This is a genomic window from Providencia sp. PROV197 (assembly GCF_028479625.1).
Lineage (GTDB): Bacteria > Pseudomonadota > Gammaproteobacteria > Enterobacterales > Enterobacteriaceae > Providencia > Providencia vermicola.
This window is the reverse complement of the sequence record NZ_JAMPNZ010000039.1, coordinates 31,972-52,738: the sequence shown is the minus strand read 5'-3', so window position 1 is coordinate 52,738 and position 20,767 is coordinate 31,972. Positions and strand designations below refer to the sequence as shown.

15 protein-coding genes are annotated in these 20,767 nt (G+C 38.5%); 11 read left to right on the top strand and 4 right to left on the bottom strand.

Annotated features, from left to right (window positions below; translation table 11 throughout):
* Positions 1-6,207 (bottom strand): Ig-like domain-containing protein (locus PR808_RS19790; RefSeq protein WP_272539949.1); only part of this gene is annotated, 6,207 nt, incomplete at its 3' end.
* Between the two features lie 197 nt (positions 6,208-6,404).
* Here PR808_RS19790 and PR808_RS19785 point away from each other — a divergent pair.
* The 6 genes from PR808_RS19785 to PR808_RS19760 are packed head-to-tail and all read left to right on the top strand — an operon-like array spanning position 6,405 to position 12,645.
* Positions 6,405-6,863, top strand: a complete 459-nt coding sequence (locus PR808_RS19785; RefSeq protein ID WP_272539948.1) for a hypothetical protein — start codon at positions 6,405-6,407, stop codon at positions 6,861-6,863.
* The gene (locus PR808_RS19780) at positions 6,814-7,734 is read left to right on the top strand and encodes a hypothetical protein (RefSeq protein WP_272539947.1); all 921 of its coding nucleotides are present in this window, start codon (positions 6,814-6,816) and stop codon (positions 7,732-7,734) included. The genes PR808_RS19785 and PR808_RS19780 overlap by 50 nt, the downstream gene beginning before the upstream one ends.
* Positions 7,735-7,737: 3 nt before the next feature.
* On the top strand, positions 7,738-8,964 hold the full coding sequence (locus PR808_RS19775) for a TolC family protein (protein WP_272539946.1): 1,227 nt from the start codon (positions 7,738-7,740) through the stop codon (positions 8,962-8,964).
* On the top strand, positions 8,939-10,195 hold the full coding sequence (locus PR808_RS19770) for an HlyD family efflux transporter periplasmic adaptor subunit (protein ID WP_272539945.1): 1,257 nt from the start codon (positions 8,939-8,941) through the stop codon (positions 10,193-10,195). The genes PR808_RS19775 and PR808_RS19770 overlap by 26 nt, the downstream gene beginning before the upstream one ends.
* A gap of 4 nt (positions 10,196-10,199) precedes the next feature.
* Positions 10,200-10,664 carry a hypothetical protein gene (locus PR808_RS19765; RefSeq protein ID WP_272539944.1) on the top strand — a complete coding sequence of 155 codons (465 nt, stop codon included), beginning with the start codon at positions 10,200-10,202 and terminating at the stop codon, positions 10,662-10,664.
* Complete coding sequence (locus tag PR808_RS19760; RefSeq protein WP_272539943.1) at positions 10,651-12,645, top strand: ATP-binding cassette domain-containing protein; 1,995 nt, start codon at positions 10,651-10,653, stop codon at positions 12,643-12,645. The genes PR808_RS19765 and PR808_RS19760 overlap by 14 nt, the downstream gene beginning before the upstream one ends.
* 79 nt (positions 12,646-12,724) lie before the next feature.
* On the opposite strand, the gene gntU is transcribed toward PR808_RS19760, so the two are convergent.
* The 3 genes from gntU to gntR form a co-directional block, all read right to left on the bottom strand.
* Positions 12,725-14,080 (bottom strand): gluconate transporter, encoded by a 1,356-nt coding sequence (gene gntU, locus PR808_RS19755; protein WP_206086238.1) that lies wholly within the window; start codon positions 14,078-14,080, stop codon positions 12,725-12,727.
* Positions 14,077-14,619 (bottom strand): gluconokinase, encoded by a 543-nt coding sequence (gene gntK / locus PR808_RS19750; RefSeq protein WP_206086237.1) that lies wholly within the window; start codon positions 14,617-14,619, stop codon positions 14,077-14,079. The genes gntU and gntK overlap by 4 nt, the downstream gene beginning before the upstream one ends.
* 386 nt (positions 14,620-15,005) lie before the next feature.
* Positions 15,006-16,001, bottom strand: a complete 996-nt coding sequence (gntR, locus tag PR808_RS19745) for a gluconate operon transcriptional repressor GntR (protein WP_206086236.1) — start codon at positions 15,999-16,001, stop codon at positions 15,006-15,008.
* Between the two features lie 200 nt (positions 16,002-16,201).
* Here gntR and PR808_RS19740 point away from each other — a divergent pair, with 200 nt between their 5' ends.
* Genes PR808_RS19740 through modD form a run of 5 tightly spaced genes read left to right on the top strand, consistent with a single transcriptional unit; the run spans position 16,202 to position 20,688 of the window.
* Entirely contained in the window at positions 16,202-17,239 is a 1,038-nt protein-coding gene (locus tag PR808_RS19740) for an ABC transporter substrate-binding protein (RefSeq protein WP_206086235.1), read from the top strand.
* Positions 17,240-17,244: 5 nt separating this feature from the next.
* Positions 17,245-18,252 (top strand): FecCD family ABC transporter permease, encoded by a 1,008-nt coding sequence (locus PR808_RS19735; RefSeq protein ID WP_272539950.1) that lies wholly within the window; start codon positions 17,245-17,247, stop codon positions 18,250-18,252.
* Positions 18,249-19,016, top strand: coding sequence for an ABC transporter ATP-binding protein (locus PR808_RS19730; RefSeq protein ID WP_272539942.1), 768 nt, complete (start codon positions 18,249-18,251; stop codon positions 19,014-19,016). Before PR808_RS19735 ends, PR808_RS19730 begins: the two co-directional genes overlap by 4 nt.
* 11 nt (positions 19,017-19,027) lie before the next feature.
* Complete coding sequence (locus tag PR808_RS19725) at positions 19,028-19,846, top strand: class I SAM-dependent methyltransferase (RefSeq protein ID WP_206086233.1); 819 nt, start codon at positions 19,028-19,030, stop codon at positions 19,844-19,846.
* Positions 19,843-20,688: a ModD protein gene (modD, locus tag PR808_RS19720; RefSeq protein WP_272539941.1), complete on the top strand. Its 846-nt coding sequence runs from the start codon at positions 19,843-19,845 to the stop codon at positions 20,686-20,688. The genes PR808_RS19725 and modD overlap by 4 nt, the downstream gene beginning before the upstream one ends.
* Positions 20,689-20,767 lie beyond the last annotated feature (79 nt).

Here is a 20,767-nt window from a genome sequence, read left to right as displayed (position 1 = left end):
AGAGTTCTTCACTTCATTACCTGAACCATCAACAGCTATCACTTCATACTGATAAGCTTTATCTTCCCATTCATCTGTGACGGCTATTTCCCACTTCCCTGATGCATCAACAGTGGCCTCTTTATATGACTTACCATCAATCATCAATACAATCTTGACATATTCCTCACTCGTACCGCTAAAAACAGGTTTCTTGTGATTGGTCGTTATCTGGTTTTTGCCGTTGTTTGCATCTACCCCTGCAATATCCAATGTCAACAACGGAGGTGTCGTGTCAATCACAACTTTACCGGTTAGCCCAGTACTGCTGAGGTTTCCAGCAATATCTTCCATTATGATAGTATATTCATACTCGCCATCAGGAAACGGTTGTGGAAAGGTGTATGTCCATTGGCCTTGTTTGTCTACTTCAATTAGGGCAAATACAGATTGGCCAAACATCAGTTGCAAATTAGCCCCTGGTTCGGCAAATCCACTGAAAGTGGGTGTTGTGTTATTAGTCAGGATATGGTCTTTAATCATGAGATCCTGGTGATCAACAACGCCACCAATAAGCCCCTCTGGTGCTATTGTATCGATGGTCAGCTTACCGCTGATTTGACCAGAAATGCCTTGCTGTAGGTCTTTAGTGGTGATCACATAATCATGAGGACCATCTTCTAATTTAGATGTAACCTCTATTACCCACTGACCTTGATCATCGGCTATCGTTTCATAAGCAAAAGCTATTTTATTATCAAAGATAAGTCGTACAATCGCATTCGGTTCTGTTATACCTTCAAATTTAGGTTTATTGAAATGGGTAATTCCATCATCCTGAATGCCAGAATCTTCATTGGGATCTAAACCACCTGAAATAAATGCCGTCGTTTTGACGATTAAATTACCATTGACTTTTTGTGTGCTGACTTGCCCGAGAACATCGGTTGCTTCTATCTTGTATAAATAAGAACCATCATCGAGAGGCGTTTCTGGGGGAATAGTATAATTCCACTTTCCATCAGAACCTGCTGTTGTTGTAAATACGTGGGGACCAATCGTCAGTTTAACATCTGCATATGCTTCCGTTTCGCCACTAAAGGTAGGTGTATTAATATTGATTTGCTGTATATCTTCTAATAAAACATCGTCGACAGCGCCTGTAATTTCGGGGGGTTGATTATCATAAGTAAGATTAAAGTTTAATTGACTTTCGCGATCGAGTAGATCTTTTACATTAACGACCAACTGAATACTTTCATCATGTAAGATCCCAATAGGAATAAGACTTTCAGATAATTGTAGTTCCCATACACCGTCATTATTCGCTTGAGTTGTTCCTAATAAATGGCCTTGTGCATCCATGACTTCGATATTACTGCCAGGTGTTGTGGTTCCAATTAACTTCAGGGTATTGTTGTTAAATGCCACATGCTTATCTGATTCAGATATTAATAATTTATCATGTAAACCCACTGAAATTTTAGGGGGATGAGTTGCTTGGTCTCCCGCTAATACAGGTATTATAATATCGTGTTCTAATATGTTACCGGCTTTATCATAAGCAATCACTTTACCATGATGCACACCATTAGGTAGTGTTAATACACCACCAATTTGCGTGCTATTTCCATCAAAGGGTTTTTCCACCCGATTATGTGTAATTGTTTGGTTATTGATTTCAATCGTATAATAATCAACTGGCGTTTTGTAATTTAAGAAAATATGAAATTTATTATTATTCGCGACTAAAGTACCTGGATGGGCATTTCCAGAATAAACACTTCCATCTATATATTCAGGGGCTATCGTATCAATAGTGAGCGTATTTTTCGCGACAATCACCCCATTATTGGCTTGAATAAATTCAATTTGATAATCCCCATCCCCTGTTATTGGAACTTCAAAACTCCATTCTCCATTGTTATCAACATCAATTAGATATAATACTCCATTAACTTTTACGGATAATTTTGCACCAATCTCAGCAATCCCTTTATAGACTGGTTTCGTAGTATTGGTAACATGGTCACCTAATACATGTGAATCTGTATCTACATCAAGCCAGTACTTTAATTCATTTACTACTACATTAAAGGTAAAATCTTGGCTAGAGCCATAGCCATCATTTAAAGTAACAGTGTAAGAATTATCCCCCGACGATAACATAAGAGTGTCTGGTGCATTAAAATACCATTTAGCTCCATTATCTGATATCGTTATTGGGTACTTATTCCCCCCAATAAAAATATGTCCACTGAGTTGATGATATGTATTATTTCCCGTAATCTCCCCAAATAAATTAGGTTTTCGGGTAAAACTAGAATAATCGTGACTTTCCCCTGTGGAGCTAGAATCAGCAGCAACATGGCTAGTTAAAACCTGATCACCTTTCATTACCCAAAGACCTTTATAATGAAAATTTTCAACTGATACGTTTCCAGAGGATGACGTAGCCGTAACCTTAATATTATCTACAGAATAACGTTGACCTTCTTTAAATAAACCAGGGGGTATCTGCAAATACCAGGTTCCATCTTTACCAACGTCTGTTATTCTATATGAATAAGGCCTACCATTCGCTGTAAATGTAAATAGCATATCTGCTTTAGTATCAGGATCTATTTTCCCTTTAAAAATCGGTGTCAATACATTAGTTGCATGCGCGCCTCGATACCATACATAGTTTATATCTAGTGTTATTTTATCAAGTAAAGGTAGCGTATTATCAATAACTAATGTATCTATTCTTTCAAATAGGTTTCCAGCCGCATCAATACTAGTTATTTTAAAATCACCCATAAATTTCTCAGGTAATTCTTTATCAAACTTTAATTGCCAATTACCGTTACTATCTATTATTGTAGAAACCGTTATATTATTTAATGTAATGGTAATTTCTTGTCCTGGCTCCCCTTTTCCCGTAAAAATAGGCCTACGATTATTAGTAATAAAATCCCCTTTTATTCCTGAATCTGTATTATCCGTTAAATGAATCGTAGGTACGGAGGGAGTCGTATCAACAAATGTATGTCCGTGTACTTCCGTTGGTTTGCTATAATCAGGGTGTGTCGCGGTAACCACATAACTATTATTTCCTTCTGGCAATGGTTTGGTCGTAACTGTCCATTCACCTGTGGTCATATCCGCGGTGGTTGGGTAATCTACACCATTAATAGTTAAGGTAATTGATGCCCCTGCTGTCGCAATTCCTTCAAATTTAGGTGTATTAACATTTGTAATGTTATCACCTTGTATACCGCTGTCACTGTCAATATGTAACTTGGCTGTCAGCTCAGGGATTCTTTCTGCACCGACAAGGATAGGTAAAAAGTTAAAATCTTTGGTGATTGTTTTCTCGTTACCTGCGATATCACTCGCCGTAATCGTGTACGTATTACCTGTATCAGTATTTGCATCGACATCAAATACCAATGACCACTTCCCATCTTGATCAGCATATACAATTTTAGTCGTGTCTTTGAACTGCCCTGTAATTTTAGCCCCTGGCTCTGATGTCCCGCTAATCTGTGGACGGGCTAAATGCGTTGTTTGCCCATCAAATACGGTATCACTCTGACTCGCAGGATCCAAATCCACCGTCAATGCAATTTGAGTATCAATGGTATATTGACCTTGATATGACGAGGTATTACCCGCCAAATCGGTGACTGTGACAGTATACGTGCTTGTATTATCAGATTGTGGAACGGTAAGGCGAACTTCCCAATAGCCATTTTCATCTGCAATTCGCTCTCGCGTGCCTCCCGCATAACCAGGTAAATTAATTATTACGGTTGAATAAGGCTTCGTCACACCACAAATAAATGGCTGTATATTCTGTGTAATGTTATCCCCAATCACACCTGTGTCAGTTCCAGCCTTCATGGCCGCGTCCGCAGAAGGAGGGACGGTATCAATCTGGACATTTTCCATGAATACGCTTTGGTTACCCACGTTATCGGTTACCTTAACCGTTAATAAATGGGAGCCATCAGTCAACGCATCAGAGATTTGTAACGACCAATCTCCATTCTCATCGGCTTTACTGCTGTACTCATGCTTTCCTATTGTTACCTTAATGGTCGCATTTGCTTCGGTTTTTCCTGATAACGTTGGTGTGGTTTGGTTTGTTAGAAAGCCATGCCCCCCCTCTAAAATGGTCGTTGCATTGGGCAAGGATGTTTTTATGATGACCGTATCTTCTACCGTTTTCTGATTTCCCGCCGCATCAACCGCGGTCACTTGGTATTTATATAGCCCTTCTGGTAACGGTTGTTTGACCAGAATATCCCAAACACCGTTTTCGTCCGCAACCGTAGTCAGTATTTGACCAGCAATATTGAGGGTAATTTTGCTGTTTGCCTCCGCCGTACCTGAAAAAATAGGTTGTTTATTGTTAGTTAGCTTATCCCCTACCGCGCCGCTGTCTGTTTGAGTATCTAAAGCAACGGTAACGTTTTCTACTGTCGTATCAAGGGTAAAAAACCCATTGAATGAGGATTCGTTTCCCGCTAAATCAGTAACATGTACTTGATAGTCGTAATTTCCATCTTGAGTGAGCGTTGGCAGAGTCAAATGCCATGAACCATCAGCTTCGGTGGTCACTGGATATGAATTGCCATCAAAAATAATGCGGATCGCTGAATCAGGTTTCGTGGACCCCGTCAATACAGGTTGAGGGTCTTGGGTGATATTATCCCCTTCATTTCCACTGTCACTTTCGCTTGTGAGTTTTGCCGTAGCAGAAGGCTTTCGCGTATCTACCACTATACTATCGGTAACCGTACTCTGATTTCCCACCGCATCCATTACCTTGACGCTAAACAAATGGTTTCCATCTGGCAACCCTTGCAGAATTTGTAATGACCAATTTCCTTGGTCATCTGCCTGCGCGCTGTACTCTTGACCATCAATAGATACCTTAACCGTTAATCCCGCTTCCGTTTTCCCCATTAACATTGGCTGCGTCTGATTGGTTAAAAAACCATTGCCCCCATCAAGAGTAGCGGTAATTTCTGGTGCCGTGGTTTTTATTGTCAACGTGTTCGTGGTCGTATTTTGGTTCCCAGCTGCATCCGTTGCTGTCACATGGTATGTATATTGGTCATCCTGAAGCAAATTTCCTACTGTCACCCGCCAGATGCCTTTTTCATCCGCGACAGTCGTCAGTACCTGTTTATCAATTGTAAGAACAACAGTGCTCCCAGCTTCCGATACACCAGTAAATGTCGGTTGTGAATGATGCGTCAGCTTATCTCCTAACGTGCCACTGTCAGCATGCACATCAATATCAGCAGTTAATGTGTTAAGCGCTGTATCAATTGTCAGTTGCCCTTTAACCAGTATAGGTGCCTCATTACCTCGCGATGCTCCTAATTCATAATCATGTACCCCATCTTTGAGCGGGGGAGTAATTTGCAATACCCAGTTACCATTGTTATCGGCGGTAATGGGGTAGCGTGTACCACCAATCATTAAATAGGCATTTGAGTCTAATGAAACAGTTCCCGTAAAAGTTGGGGTATTATTTTGAGTAATGTGATCCCCAGCTTTGCCTGAATCGCTCTCTTCGCTCAATTTCCCTGATATATATACTGTCGAAGGAGGAAGAATAGCAGCATTATTATCTTTAGGTTTACTCGCAGAAGAGCTTGTTGACACTGATGAAGACGGTGGAGCAGGCTGAAGTGAGGGGGGAACTGAAGGCTGTGTAGCAGCCTCCTCTTGTTTATCAGCCGCCTGTGCTTTCGCTTTTGCTTGTTGTTCTAATTGGCTATTCGCTTCAGCTAACTTTGCCAATGACGCATTTATTTGCGCCTCTTGGTTTTCATTTATCAACTCCAAACCGCTTACAATCTCAGCTAACTCTTCGTTCTTTTTATTTAAAGCATCTAATTTTTCAATAAATTTCTGTGAATCATTTTCTATGTCATCCTCAATTTCTTCATTACCGTTCATTTCAACAAAGTCACTGGAGAACTGCTCTTTGATATATACTGAATCCACACCAATATTCATTTTTATTGAAGATATAATTTCATCTTGAGATATTGAGTTACCATTTTCATTTGTTAAGGTAATATTCCCCAAAATAATATCAGATAGTCCATTAGGAATTTTACTCGATGTTCCATCTGGTTTAATAACAATGAGATCTAACCCTTGAACTTTAAAGGATTTAATCACTATATCTTTTTTATCTGACGAATTATTTATACTTTCCATTTTCCCACTTAATCTTCTATTAATTTAAAAAATAAATATTTCTATTTTTACATTATATAGGCTTTATAAAAAATAATTAGACTCACAGCGCCATATGAACTGATACTCCATTATTTTGAGCTGATTATCTTATGAGCTAAAGATAATAATACCTATAATAACTCGCAGTAGAAAATGCTCGTGGAGTTAAAAATAAAATGAAAGAAGAGGACTATGATGGCTCGGATGAAGAACTCGCCCCCATGGTTGATGGATTAAGTGGAACACTATGTATTATAATTTTAGTTTCTATGGTTTTTATATTCAGTGGCATGAAAAGCGTTATCTCATATATAAACTATGAAAAACTTAATTTTGAAAGTGTTCATATTGATATAAAAAAAAGAGTTATTTATTTCAAAGGAGGCATTAACTTACAAGAAGATAACGCTAAAATACTCATTGAGGAATTTAGAAATAGCATTGGTGACAAAATAATATTGAAAGGATATGTTGATAATAAAATATCTGAAAGTAAAGATAAAAACATCTATAACCTTATTTATATAGCATCATTAATAAAAAATCTTGAATTGAATAAAACCGTACTTTTTGAAAAAGGAATGAGTGAGTATTGTTCAGGATGGAATTCATGTATTTATTGGGATTACAAATAATATGTATTATATTGGATTATTCTTTTATGCGGTGACTTTTTCAGCCTCTTTTTTACTAAAAGAAGTTAGAGAAATGATAGCACAATGTCTTTTATTAGCACCCGAGATAAGCTATGCCATGATTGGTATATATATTTATCCGCTAATTATTTTCTTGTATCACAAAATTTTCAAACGGAATGAACAGGAAAACTATATTTTTCTATCTAACCAAACCAAACTCTCTGCATCTGTTAGTGTGTCATTAGGGCTAATTGGTACATTTATCGGTTTAACAGGGATGATAACTGCGATTTCTGCATCACTCGGTGGCGATGGCGATGTCTCGGCAAAAATGAATGCCATGATTTCGTCGATCTCTATGGCACTAAATTTAATGTCATTTGCTTTTTTAACCTCAATTCTTGGTGTGGCCATCTCAGTTTTGCTATTGATTAGTCTAAATTTCTTTAATTTCTTTTATAAAAAGGAACAGAAAAAAGAGAAAAAGGAATCTATTTCAAAATACACCAACGAAATCGATGATATTCAAAAAAAGCTGGCTTCATTAAAAGATATCAATATTAATATCGCTGAAAAAATAATTTCCATTTCAGAAAACAATGATTTAGCCAAGGAAATATCTGTTCACTTAGCAACGTTATCATCTTGTACGATGGAAAATCTTAATGTTTTGAAATCGATTAAAACATCTCATGATGATTGGAAAGAAATACTCGAAAATCACTTAACTGAAGAAAAAAACATAAGAAAAATTGATAATGCCAAAATGGCAGAAATTATATTAGAAATCAATAAAACCACGCAATGGATGAAAGAAAAATCCCTTGAAAATAAAAACAAAATGATAGCATTGCTATCGATGGATTAAAGCATGCGTAAAATATATTATACATTAGCTATTTCTATGGTTATTTTTTCTATCAATCATTGTTTTGCAAATAGTGAAAGCTTCAATTTATTTATTGATAAAGTATTAAATAATTCAACTTCAGTAAAAATAAAAGAGCTAGAACTAGAAGCTGAAGGATATAGAGCCAAACAAACTGAATATTTTTATTTACCCAAAGTATCTGCTACTAGCAAGATTAAAAATAACAAAGAGCCAGCAGATGGAAGCTTGACGGCAACATCACTGATTTATGACAGCGCTCTAATGCATCGATTTTCAGAGAAGAATCTCAAGCTAAAAATTTCTGAGCTTGCACTCAATAAAGAAAAAGAGGAGCTTTATACAGCAGTAACGGGAAATTTAATTGGCATTCATTTCCTATCTGAATTAACTAAAAGCACAACAAAATTACATCATAATGCACAAGATATCTTTAACCTAATTAACCGACGCTATAATAGTGGCGTTGCCAAAATCAGTGATGTTGAACAAGCAACATTGCTAATGCAACGCATTGAGACAGAAAGAAAAAACATTGAAAAGGAAATCGAACAATATAAATCGAATATTGAAGTGATCTCTGGTATCACCTTTCCTAAAGAAGGTGTTAACATTCCTAGTAGGTTAATTAAAAATTTAAAGTCAACCTTTATTGATAATGACCATACCAATCAAAATATAGATTACAACATGCTGAAGATGCAAGCAGATGCCATAAAAGAAAATGCTTATCAGCAAAATTCCCTGTTCAGTATTAATTTAGTTGCAGAAGAAAAGTATGCCGAGCAAAAAAGAAGTCATAATGAGTCTTATATTGGATTAGATCTCAAAGTTAATGTTTTTGATATTGACAAAATTTTTTCCGAATCAGCTCAGCTAAAAACATATGCCGCTGTACAAAAAAAAGCTGATTATAAATATCAAGAACTCACTGCAAAAATAAAAAATTTAAAACTGATATCATCCTCTAACCAATCGGAATTGGCAGGACTCCAAGAGCAACGTAATACTATGTACTCTATTATAAAAAGCCAAGAGCGAGAATATAGTATTTCACAATCGTCATTTTACGAAATGGTCAATACCTTATTCGATATACTGACAATAGAAAGGCGTATTGCAGAACTAACGATTTCAGACATAAAAAATAAGATGGAATATATACAACTAATTGGAAATATAAATGAAATTAAAAAACTGCATCAGTAACATTTTCCGTACATCGAAAAAAATTCGTGTTTTCATAGGCATAATATCCATATTTATAACATATTTAATTTTTGCTGAAATTGATGTTTCTTCTCCTGGTGAGGGGGTTATTTCTGGCACATCTAATCGTTTAGAGATTGTAAGCCCTGCATCGGGTTTTATTAATCAATTTAATATAAAATCAGGTGATAATGTTAATAAAGACCAAATTTTATTTTCATATACTAACTTGGATACTTTTCATCAAGAGAAAACACTCACCAATTTAGTTAGTTTTGCTAGTGACAGAATTAGTGAATTAGAGGAAAACAAAAAATTATTAAATAATATTTTAGATGGCGAGATTAATAATGAATCAGAGTTTCTTGCTAGAACCACCCATAAAAAAAGTAAGACATTCAGTGCTTATAAAGGGTTATATGAAAATATTTTATTACACATGGAGATCCATAACCTAAAAGAGCAGTATATTGCTCAAAATAAAGATTTAATTGAACTAAAAAATCAAATTACAATTCTAAAAAGAAAAGGAAAGTTATTGGCTTCAGCTGGAGCCCCTGAAATAGAAAAACTGAATAATAATGCAGATATCAGTAGAACAACCTCATTAGTAACAACAGGGGAGTTGAATGCTCAAGGATTACTAAGAGAAATTGCATTATCAGAAAAAAAATATACAACTAAATTAATTAGTGAAATACAAGATAATGAAGATCAACTTAATCGACTGAAAAAAGAAAGGCTAGAAAATATAGGTCAAGTGGAATTACTGCAAAACAAAATTAGAGCAAATAGTGTCCTCTCCCCAACTGATGGTATTGTATTAAGTATAGAAAAAGATCTGGAGCAAGGATCCTATGTCGAAGCTTCAAACGTTGTTATGGTGATCAAAAAGAATCAAGACTCTCGGGTTATTGATGCAAAAGTACTTGCTAAATATCGACCATTCATTAGTCTCGAACTTCCTGCAAAGGTGATTGTGAACTCCCCTGGATTCAAGAAAATCATTCTTGGGAAAGTGACAAAAATTAGTGCAGACTCTTTTGCAGATAAAGAACGGATGAGTAATGAACGTTTTTATTCAATCCAAATAACGCCTATACAAGATACTGTTATTTTACCTGAACATGATGGTTTACCTGTCATGGTTTATATATCAAGTAAGAAAGTATCAGTTCTGAGTTACTTAACGGCATTAATTAGCGATAATATTTCATTCAACGTATGGTGATTATATGTTAGGTTTCATTTCTGCCTTATCAGCAGCCGTTGCAACCATGATACTCCTCATGTCAGTACTATTAGCAAACGTCTTAGCAAGTGCATTAACAGAGGAAGAAAATAAAAATAAAGCAGTTTTAATGAATATTGATTATCAAGATAAAGGAAAAGGTGAAGGTGAAGGTGAAGGTGAAGGTGAAGGTGAAGGTGAATATGTTAACTTAAAAATGATGAAATCATTGATATTCAGTAGTGAGGTTTTAACAGCAATAAAAAAAACTCAAACTAAAAATATCGACCTTTATTGTAGTTATGGTCATAACTTAAACTTAGATGCAGCATTAACTTACACTATCTATAACACAATATTAATTAAACGAAACATTCAAAAAGTTAATGTAACGGCCAATTCACCTATTGAAGATACTGAAAATATTAACACATGTTATTTGAAGAGTAACGATAATGAAAGAACATAATTTTCATGAAGCAATTAAGAAATATTTTTTTTTACTGGGTGAGCCACTGATGTCATCATCATTATCCTATGACCAAAAATATATTTTAACACATATTAATGAATTTATTGATAATGATTTTTTCACATACCAATATGCTGCTATAGATTATAATAACGATACTGCAAAGCCAACATTATTCATAATGGAAATTTTTGAAGATAAGTATATAGTCATTAAAAATCAAGGAAATAAATTTATAAACCTGACGACTAATGAAATTATTAATAAAGAACTTCTTGAAAATAAAAATTTATTTTTCTTTAGAGCTAGTGAAAGGCCATTAAGTGAAGATGGAATATATTCATCATTGATAAAACTAACACCTAATTCAAACTTATTCTCTCTGCCTTTAATCCTTTTCGCTTTATTATTGCCTTTATACTCTAACCTTTTTAACTCTAGGTTAGTCTATAGCGAATCAGTTACATCTTTAATCTATATTAGTTTTATTTTTCTTTTTGTTGTTGGATTTGAATTTTTTCTTAAACATCTTATTCATGAAAAAAATCTAAAAAAGATTAAGTTAAATATTGGTATATGTAATCGATATTTTATTAATTTATTGAAAAAATCTAATTGCAAAAATGCGGCCATCAAAATCAGAACCATTGAAACATCTATTTCACAAATATGGGAAATTAGACCACAAATAATTTATGATATTGGCCTTACAGCTTTATTTTCCTTATGCATCATCGGTATGCTCGGGTTTTTCTCCATTTTTCTCCTACTCTATTACACAGGACTAGTTTTTCTTTGCCTGCATATTCGTTTTAAATCATATAAAAATATGTTAAAAGCAAATACGCTTAATTATGAAAAGTCCGCTATGCTTTACTCATTAGAGCAGAAGAAAAAAGAGCTTAACTTTATCAATGATTCGCATTTTAAATACTATATTGATGCTAAAACCAATGAAGATGAAAAAATAAAATTACAGCTTAACGAAGCAAATCATCATTGGATGGAAGTCATTAAAATGAATTCATTTATATCGATGATAGTCATGTATGTATCCTGTTATCTAGCTATCGACAGCGGAGCTCTTAGCCTGGCATCAATAATTGCAGTACTCATTATTAATGGCCGGCTTTCAGCTTCGATCACAAGTACAATTAACCGCTGTTTTGTAGCCAAAACACATTTATTTCATATTAAATCGAGTATTAATCAGCTAACTCAAAATGCTATCATTAATTACAAAGAAGAAGGTGTTTTAATCGGCTCTATAAACAGTGTTGATGCAAAAAATATAGCGATAAGTTTCAATGGAAAAACAATTATTAATGACCTGAATATTGAAGCAAAAGCAGGTGATATTATCGGTATCACAGGCCTATCTGGTTCTGGAAAAACATCTCTTATCAATGTACTGAATGGCACATCAACAAATTATACTGGCGAAGTAACAATCAATGACGTGAAGCTCAATGAAATTTCCGTACGTTATTTTCAAGAAAAAGTGGCTTATCATTCTGGCATTTCTACTTTTATTAATGGCAGCATCCGGGATAACTTTAACCTTCATGGCATTTTCGACAATGCCATCATCATTCATATAATCAAATTATGCTGCCCAAGACTGAATATTAGCAAAGAAACATTGGATGATATGTTCATCAGTGACGTTCAAGCTTCAACTGGTGAAAAACAGAAGTTAATGTTAGCTATTACATTATTCAAAAGGCCTGAAATTCTCTTTTTAGATGAATCAACTTCGTTTATGGCAACGCATGATGCGATAGTATTTATCCGATTACTCATCAATGAGTTTAACCTAAAAAATTCCATTATTTTCTTTTCCACCCATGATATGGGGCTATTACCTCTTTTTACACAACATATTGCATTATCCCCTACGGATACAAATATTCGGCTTGTTTCAGGAGCTAAAAAACAGAGAGACGAAATTATTATTCCTAAAATCACATTGAACTAAATATCAAAAAGCCTTCACTTCAATATGAAGTGAAGGCTTTCGTGATGTATGAAGATCAATAATTTCTTACTGCGCTAACTTACAAAAAAACAAAGAAAATCATTCCTATAACCGCACCTGTCGTGCCCAAAATCGTTTCCATCACACTCCACGTTTTCAGGGTTTGTGCTTCTGTTGCGCCCGTAAATTTACCGAACAACCAGAAACCTGAGTCATTCACATGACTTAAAATTAATGAACCACCTGAAATACAGATTGCGAGTGCGGCTAACTGCGCACCAGAGTAACCGAGTTCATTGATAACAGGTAACACTAAACCAACTGTTGTTAAACAAGCTACTGTTGCTGAGCCTTGGATCACACGTACAGCTCCCGCGAGAACGAAACACGCAACAGCAATAGGTAAACCTGCACCAATTAAAGAATCACCTAGCGCAGGGCCAACACCAGAATCCACCAAAATTTGTTTAAATACCCCACCAGCACCTGTTACAAGCAAGATAATCCCAGCAGGTTGGATAGCCGCAGAACACACCGCCATGACTTTTTCTTTATCCATACCATAACGGAAGCCTAAACCATAGATTGCCAGTAAACAGGCTAACAATAATGCAGTAAAAGGGTGCCCAATAAATTCTAGCCAATGTTCAAGCGGGGTCCCTTTCTCAACTAAGTGTGTTCCAATCGTTTTTAAACCCACCAACACTAATGGAAACAGCACTAAACATAAGCTGAATCCAAAACTTGGCATTTTGCCATGCTCTGTTTTAGGTGCTTGGTAATCCGCAGGAATATCAATATGAACAAACTTGCTGATAAAATTACCAAATAAAGGTCCAGCTAAGATCATACCTGGAATAGCGGCACACAAGCCGATTAAAATCATCCAGCCATAGTCAGCACCCATTTGCGATGCAACCAACATCGGTGTTGGCCCAGGTAATAAGAAGGCCGCTGCGGCTGCAACCCCAGCAAATAATGGGATAGCAAGGCGAACAACATTATGACCAGTACGATTTGCGACGGCAAACACCACACCGATTAACAAAACAATAGCCACGTCAAAGAAAAGAGGCAGTGCACAAATTAGCCCAGCAACACCCACTGCATAATGGGCATTCTTCTCACCAAACAAGTTAAGTAGCTTATTCGCTATCTGGTCTAATGCGCCTGTTTCATGCAAAATCTTACCGAACATCGCACCGAGTGCGACCACAATTGCCAAGAACCCCAATGTTCCCGCCATCCCTTTTTGCATGGTTTCCGTGATTTGCTGCACAGGCATCCCTGAAAATAGTCCTGCACCTATGGAAACAATCATCAACGCGACGAAAGCATGCAAGCGTGCGTACATCACTAAAAATAGCAGCAGAACAACAGAGCCCACTGCGGTGAGCACCAACGTGAGCGTACTGAGCGTTTCAACGGTATTCATACTTTATCTCCTGCGACAACCTGTGTAATCGTTGAGCAGGTATTACCGATGACGTCTTCAAGAGGCTGGCGAATATCAACCGCATGCACATCAGTTTCTGCTTCATTTGGCTCTTCTAAAGTAGCAAATTGCGTTTTGAGCATTTCTGGCTTGAAAAAATGCCCTTTACGCGCTTTGAGTCGTTCTTCAATAACGCTAGCATCGCCTTTTAAATAGATAAAAAATAAGTTCTTATTACCTTCTCTTAAAATATCACGATAGGCTTTCTTCAGTGCAGAACATACCACTAACGAAATCTCATTCGTTCTTTGCATAGCAAAAATGGCTTGGTTCAGCGACACCAACCAAGGCTGGCGATCTTCATCATTTAGAGCATGCCCTGATGCCATTTTTAAAATATTTGATTTAGGGTGCAGAAAGTCACCGTCAAGGAAGGCCGCTTGCAATTGCTGAGCAACACCGCTTGCTACAGCAGATTTACCGCTACCCGATACCCCCATTAGGACAAATGTGTAGTTTTGTTTTTGGGTATCACTCATAGGAAACTCCTTAGACTTTATTGTTGTTCTATTCTTTTCATCATCCAGTAATATGTTACCGGTAACGTTGTTACGGGTAACATTATTATCAGTACGGATTTATTGCAATCAAATTGGCGAATAAGAGAACAGATCTGTGATACCACTCTCAATCTGTAATCAGAAAAGGCAGGTGAAGAACAAAGCAAAACTCGTAAATAAAAAACAAAAAGTATATTTAAAATTTATTCTTTCTCTTCAAGCATTCCCCTTCAAACATTCCTCTAAATAATTCGTGTTGTCGCTAGGCGGCAAACAAGCCAAGCCCTGGGAACATACATAAGTATGTGACTAGAGTTGGCGAGTGCAGGCAACAACGCGACAGCGCGAAGTATGACGAGGAATAATTAGATGCTTTCGCCGGTAAGGACAGAAAACCCCACATCAAAGTGCGTCTCCGTAAGCTTCTTACCTGACATGCGGGCTAGGAGCACTTCTGCCGCCTTGCGCCCCATTTGATCTCTTGGCGTAAGGATACTGGCCAATTTCGGTGTCATCACTTGACCCACATCGTGCCCATGGAAACCTGAAATAGCTAAGTCTTGCGGAATATGAATCCCCAACCGCTGGCATTCAAATATCGCCCCTATCGCCAAGTCATCATTGGTACAAAACAACCCATCTGTATCGGGGTACTTCTCTAAACAATCATGCAATAACTTCGCCCCTAGCGAATAAGATGAGCTCTCCTGTGTCATCACATTACGGAACTCTAAATGGGCATCTAACATGGCTTGCTCGTAGCCTTTTAAGCGGATAAACGTTCGCTCATCATGCCTCGCCCCGATATACACCACTTTGCGACAACCTCGTTCTATCATCGCATGTGTCATTTGGCGAGAAGCTTCAAAGTTATCAATCCCCACGGCAACATCTAAGCAAGGTGAAACACTGTCCATAATCTCAACAACAGGGATGCCTGCAGTTTTTAGCATACGTAAGGTGCGCTCAGTGTGCGTCCTCTCTGCCAAAATCACGCCATCAATGTTATAAGAGAGTAATGAGGTTAGCCTTTCTTCTTCTTTTTCAGGTAAATAACCGTAGTGAGCTAACATGGTTTGATAGCCATGACAATCAGTGACCGCTTCTATCCCTCGGATCACTTCCGCAAAGACTTGGTTAGTTAATGAAGGAAGCAAAACACCAATCGCGTGGCTAGTTGAATTTGACAAAATATCAGGGGCTTTATTGGGAATATAGCCCAAACTTTCGAGCGCTTCGGCAATTTTCTCGCGCAAAGGCTCTGAAACTTGCTCTGGATTACGTAAAAAACGGCTCACCGTCATTTTCGTGATGCCGACTTGATCTGCTACATCCTGCAGTGAGGGTCTTTTCTTCTTCATAAGTCCAAAGTGATATTCATTAAATTAACGTTCTCTATGTTCAGCTATCTTTTTATTGATAGCAATGTTTGTTACTGATTTACATCACACAAATGTCGAGTTTTTCTAACAACTCGACTTTTCAGGTTGACTCTCTACTATGACTCCGCTAATTTTCGCGCTATATAACTATTATCATAACGGGTGTGTTCATATTTATTATGGCAATCAATCGTAGACAATTTCTTCAATCCAGTGCCTTACTTGCGGCTTTCTACAGTTTGCCTAGTTTCGCTAAAGGCCAGCGCTTTGTCGAAGAAGCTCTCTTTGGCGAACTTCCTCTTGCAAGCCATATTCAGCGCGTTATCAGCTCGGGACCACCCTCTGATTTACTGATGTTTGCTCTTGCCCCAGAAAAAATGGTGGGGTTTGCTTCGATTTCACTAAACAAAGGCCATACTGGGCTTTTCGCACAACAATGGCGCAATTTTCCCGTTTACGGCCGCTTAGCGGGTCGAGGCAGTACGCTATCATTAGAACAACTTTTATCCTATAACCCTGACTTAATTATAGACACTGGCAATATTGATGATACTTATCGCTCACAAGCAGAGAAAGTGGCGAAACAGACCAATATTCCCTATTTATTGATTGCAGGTGGATTAAAAGACTCCCCCCAACAACTCACTCAGCTTGGTGAAACTCTCGGTGTTGAACCTCAAGCACAAAAACTCAGCCAACTCGCCCAGCGTTATCTGGATGATGCGGTTGCCTTTGCTAATAAACCCCAACAAAAACCATTAAGTTTTTACCTTGCTCGTGGGGCAAAAGGGCTAGAAACAGGCGCTAAAGGCTCGATTCATACCGAAGCCATAGAAATGCTCGGTTTGCGTAACGTCGTAGATATCCCTAATTTTCGCGGGCTCACCTCCATTTCCATGGAGCAACTTTATCAATGGAACCCTGATATTATTATAACGCAATATGATGAAGCCATTGAATTTATGACGTCCTCACCACTGTGGAAAGGGCTAGATGCTATCGCCAATCAGCAATTGCTTGTCTTTACGGGCATGCCATTTGGCTGGTTAGATGGCCCTCCTGGCGTTAACCGCCTTCTTGGCATGCGCCGTTTACAAAGCCACTTTGATGGCCATATTGCCGCGACGATAAAGCAAGATATCGCTGAATTCTTTGACCTTTTCTATCATTCACCATTAACCTCTGAGCAGGTTGATTTACTGATGGAAAAATCATGAGTGGAATGACGTACAAAGGGGTTAAACCCTTATTATTAATTCTCATTTTATTCGTTAGCTTAGTGATTGCTTTAACGAGTGGTAAGTATTCACTTACCCTCGATGAACTGTACCGCCTATTTGCCAGTTTATTTTCCTCTCAAGTTGATGTTAGTGACCCACGTAATGAAACCGTTTTTTGGCAAATACGTTTCCCTCGCACATTAGCTGCAATTATTATTGGCGGAGCACTATCCATTGCAGGTGCGGCTTACCAAGGTATGTTTCGCAACCCACTGGTTTCCCCCGATATTTTAGGGGTTTCAGCAGGTGCTGGCGTTGGCGCTGTTGTCGGTATTTTCTTTGGACAATCATTGATTTATATTCAGTTAGCCGCCTTTATTGGGGGCTTAATCACCGTGGCCGTCGTGTGTTTTATTGCGCGTCTTGCACGCCAACATGATCCAATTTTATCGTTAGTCCTTGTCGGTGTTGCCATCAACGCCATTTGTGGCTCTGCCATTTCTTTGATGAAAATTTTGGCAGACCCTTACACCCAATTACCTTCAATTACATTTTGGTTGTTAGGCGGGTTATCATCCATTACGCAAGAAGACCTTTTGTCCGTCTTGCCATTAATGATAATCGGCATCATTCCCCTGCTATTATTACGATGGCGAATGAATTTGCTGAGCTTATCGGATGAAGAAGCCAAAAGCCTTGGTATTAATGTGAGTTTAATGCGCGCTATCTTTATCGTCTGCGCCACGTTACTCACGGCGAGTGCGGTATCCATTGCGGGGATTATTGGTTGGATAGGGTTGATTGTCCCCCATATCACTCGGATGATAGTGGGCGCTAACTTTCGTTACCAGCTCCCTGCATCACTGGCGATTGGAGCAATTATGCTGCTGATCACGGATACCCTCGCTCGTACAATTGCCGCCATTGAACTACCGTTGGGGATCCTCACCTCTGCGGTCGGTGCACCGTTCTTTTTGGCTATTTTATTGCAAACAAGGCGGGTCAAATGACGATAATGACCCTTAATAACGTTGCCATTGGCTACCACAACACCACAATCATTGATGGCATCAATCTTTCCTTACCTGAAAAGGAAATTACTTGCCTGCTGGGTGCAAATGGTTGCGGCAAAACCACCTTAATGAAAACGTTATTAGGTTTGCTACCCGCAATCCATGGCGAAATTTTGCTCAATAATCAGTCCATAAAAACGCTAAAACAGCGGGACATCGCAAGAGTGATTGCTTACGTACCACAAGCCCACGATACGCCTTTTACCTTTACTGTATTAGATATGGTTATGATGGGCTTAACCCCTCATATTTCTTTATTTTCTGTCCCTGGTGATAGCGAAAAAAACCAAGCTCTTCAACAACTCGAACGGCTGAACATCCCTCACCTTGCGACTCGCCTTTACAGCACACTCAGTGGCGGCGAAAAACAATTAGTCTTAATCGCCCGTGCGTTAATACAAAAACCCTTGCTACTGATTATGGATGAACCTGCCGCTAGCCTCGATTTTGGTAACCAAATTCGCCTACTTGAGCAAATTGAGAAATTGAAAGCCCATGGCATGACCGTGTTGATGTCGACCCACCACCCACAACACGCCGCCGCCATCGCTGACAACGTCATTTTGCTAGACAAACAACAAAAAGCGCGACAAGGCTTATCAAAAAGTATGTTAACACTTACTAACTTGGCAGCACTTTATAATGTGGATGAGCGCAGTATTCAAGCTCACTTCCAGCTTCCATCAACGTTTTCTTATTAAGGTCAGGGATCATGTTAATCAACCAAATTGATTTTTCTAAAATGTACCAAGAGCATATGCAGCAAGCGCATAGAACCCGCAAAGAACCCGAACATTGGGATAAAAAAGCCCAGCAAATGGCACAAAATTGTGCAAATCCTAATGACCCCTATTTAGTACGCTTTCGTGAACTGATGGATTTTACGGGCGCACACACTTTGCTAGATGTGGGCTGTGGCCCAGGTTCGATTAGCCTGTGCCTCGCCAATGAATTTAAAGAGGTTATTGGTATTGATTACAGCGGTGGCATGCTAGAGATGGCACGGCTTCGCGCTAAAGAACTTGGTATTCCCAATGCCCACTTTGAGCAACTTGCCTGGGAAGACAGTTGGGCAACTCTGCCTAAAGTGGATATATCCGTCGCTTCCCGCTCAACGTTAGTCGATGATTTAAAAGCGGCACTACTTAAGCTAAATCGCCAGACAAAACTGCGCGTTTATACCACGCATACCATCAACCCAACCTTTATTGATGAAAATATTATCCGTGAAATTGGCCGTGAAGTAATTCGTTTGCCAACCTATATTTATGCGGTGAACATCCTGCATCAAATGGGTATCAATGCCCGTGTCGATTTTATTAAGAGCCCAAATAAAGGCGGCTTTGATAACTTTGAAGCCTTTGTAGATAGTGTCAATTGGTCACTCAAAAATATCACGCCAGAAGAAACGGATATTCTTCGCCACTATTACGATGTTCAAACAGCATCAGGTAAGAAAATATCTTATCCATCAAGGGACTGGGCGATGGTCTCGTGGGATGTTGTGGATGAATCGGAACTGACATTATGATTTATCTACCTGATGCATTAATTGACCAGCTACTGTTAGACGATATTCAATATGGAGACTTAACCACCCGCGCCTTGGGGCTGCACTCACAACTTGGCGTAATGACATTTGCCTCCAAGCAAGGGGGCTGCGTCAGTGGTATTCACATTGCAAAACGCATGCTAGAAAAGCTAGGGATTACCTGTGAATGCCATTTTCATGATGGGCAGATTGTCGAACCGCAAAGTATTTTAGTTCGTGCCACAGGGCCGATTGAAGCGTTACATCAAGGCTGGAAAGCGGTGCAAAACGTCCTTGAATGGTGCGGGGGTGTTAGCCACTACACCCAGCAAATGGTCTCTATTTTGCGCCAGTATCAACCTAATGGGCAACTCGCTTGTACGCGAAAAACCATTCCAAACACTAAGCCTCTTGCCTTAACTGCGATTTTGGCAGGAGGCGCCATTATTCACCGAACAGGCAGCGCAGAAAGTATTTTGCTGTTTACTAACCATCGCCAGTGCCTTGAAAATCCAGATGATTGGAATGCGCATGTGCAAGCTTTACGCCAAAATGCACCCGAAAAGTTAATCATTGTGGAAGCCGACGATTATCAACAAGCTGAACTTGCCATCAAAGCGCAAGCAGATATTGTGCAGCTCGATAAATTGCCAACAAACCAAATTCAGCAATTACAGCAGCTGGCTAACGCGCAGAATCGGCCTTGTCAGTTGTCTTTAGCGGGTGGAATCAATTTAAAAACCATTGAAGAATTCGCCCAAACAGGCGTGCCATTGTTGGTGACTTCCGCACCATATTATGCGGCACCTCGAGATATAAAAGTGAAGATTTTTAAGCAGTAACCTAAGAAGTCTGCGTTAAAAAAACCATTCGCTAAAACAGCCTACCCCCATAGGCTGTACTGACTTATGGCTAATGACG

Excerpts from the sequence above, each read along its gene's own strand:
- PR808_RS19785 (WP_272539948.1), top strand. The coding sequence starts at position 6,405 with ATGAAAGAAGAGGACTATGATGGCTCGGATGAAGAACTCGCCCCCATG.
- PR808_RS19775 (WP_272539946.1), top strand. The coding sequence starts at position 7,738 with ATGCGTAAAATATATTATACATTAGCTATTTCTATGGTTATTTTTTCT.
- PR808_RS19770 (WP_272539945.1), top strand. The coding sequence starts at position 8,939 with ATGAAATTAAAAAACTGCATCAGTAACATTTTCCGTACATCGAAAAAA.
- PR808_RS19765 (WP_272539944.1), top strand. The coding sequence starts at position 10,200 with ATGTTAGGTTTCATTTCTGCCTTATCAGCAGCCGTTGCAACCATGATA.
- PR808_RS19760 (WP_272539943.1), top strand. The coding sequence starts at position 10,651 with ATGAAAGAACATAATTTTCATGAAGCAATTAAGAAATATTTTTTTTTA.
- gntU (WP_206086238.1), bottom strand. The coding sequence starts at position 14,080 with ATGAATACCGTTGAAACGCTCAGTACGCTCACGTTGGTGCTCACCGCA.
- gntK (WP_206086237.1), bottom strand. The coding sequence starts at position 14,619 with ATGAGTGATACCCAAAAACAAAACTACACATTTGTCCTAATGGGGGTA.
- gntR (WP_206086236.1), bottom strand. The coding sequence starts at position 16,001 with ATGAAGAAGAAAAGACCCTCACTGCAGGATGTAGCAGATCAAGTCGGC.
- PR808_RS19740 (WP_206086235.1), top strand. The coding sequence starts at position 16,202 with ATGGCAATCAATCGTAGACAATTTCTTCAATCCAGTGCCTTACTTGCG.
- PR808_RS19735 (WP_272539950.1), top strand. The coding sequence starts at position 17,245 with ATGACGTACAAAGGGGTTAAACCCTTATTATTAATTCTCATTTTATTC.
- PR808_RS19730 (WP_272539942.1), top strand. The coding sequence starts at position 18,249 with ATGACGATAATGACCCTTAATAACGTTGCCATTGGCTACCACAACACC.
- PR808_RS19725 (WP_206086233.1), top strand. The coding sequence starts at position 19,028 with ATGTTAATCAACCAAATTGATTTTTCTAAAATGTACCAAGAGCATATG.
- modD (WP_272539941.1), top strand. The coding sequence starts at position 19,843 with ATGATTTATCTACCTGATGCATTAATTGACCAGCTACTGTTAGACGAT.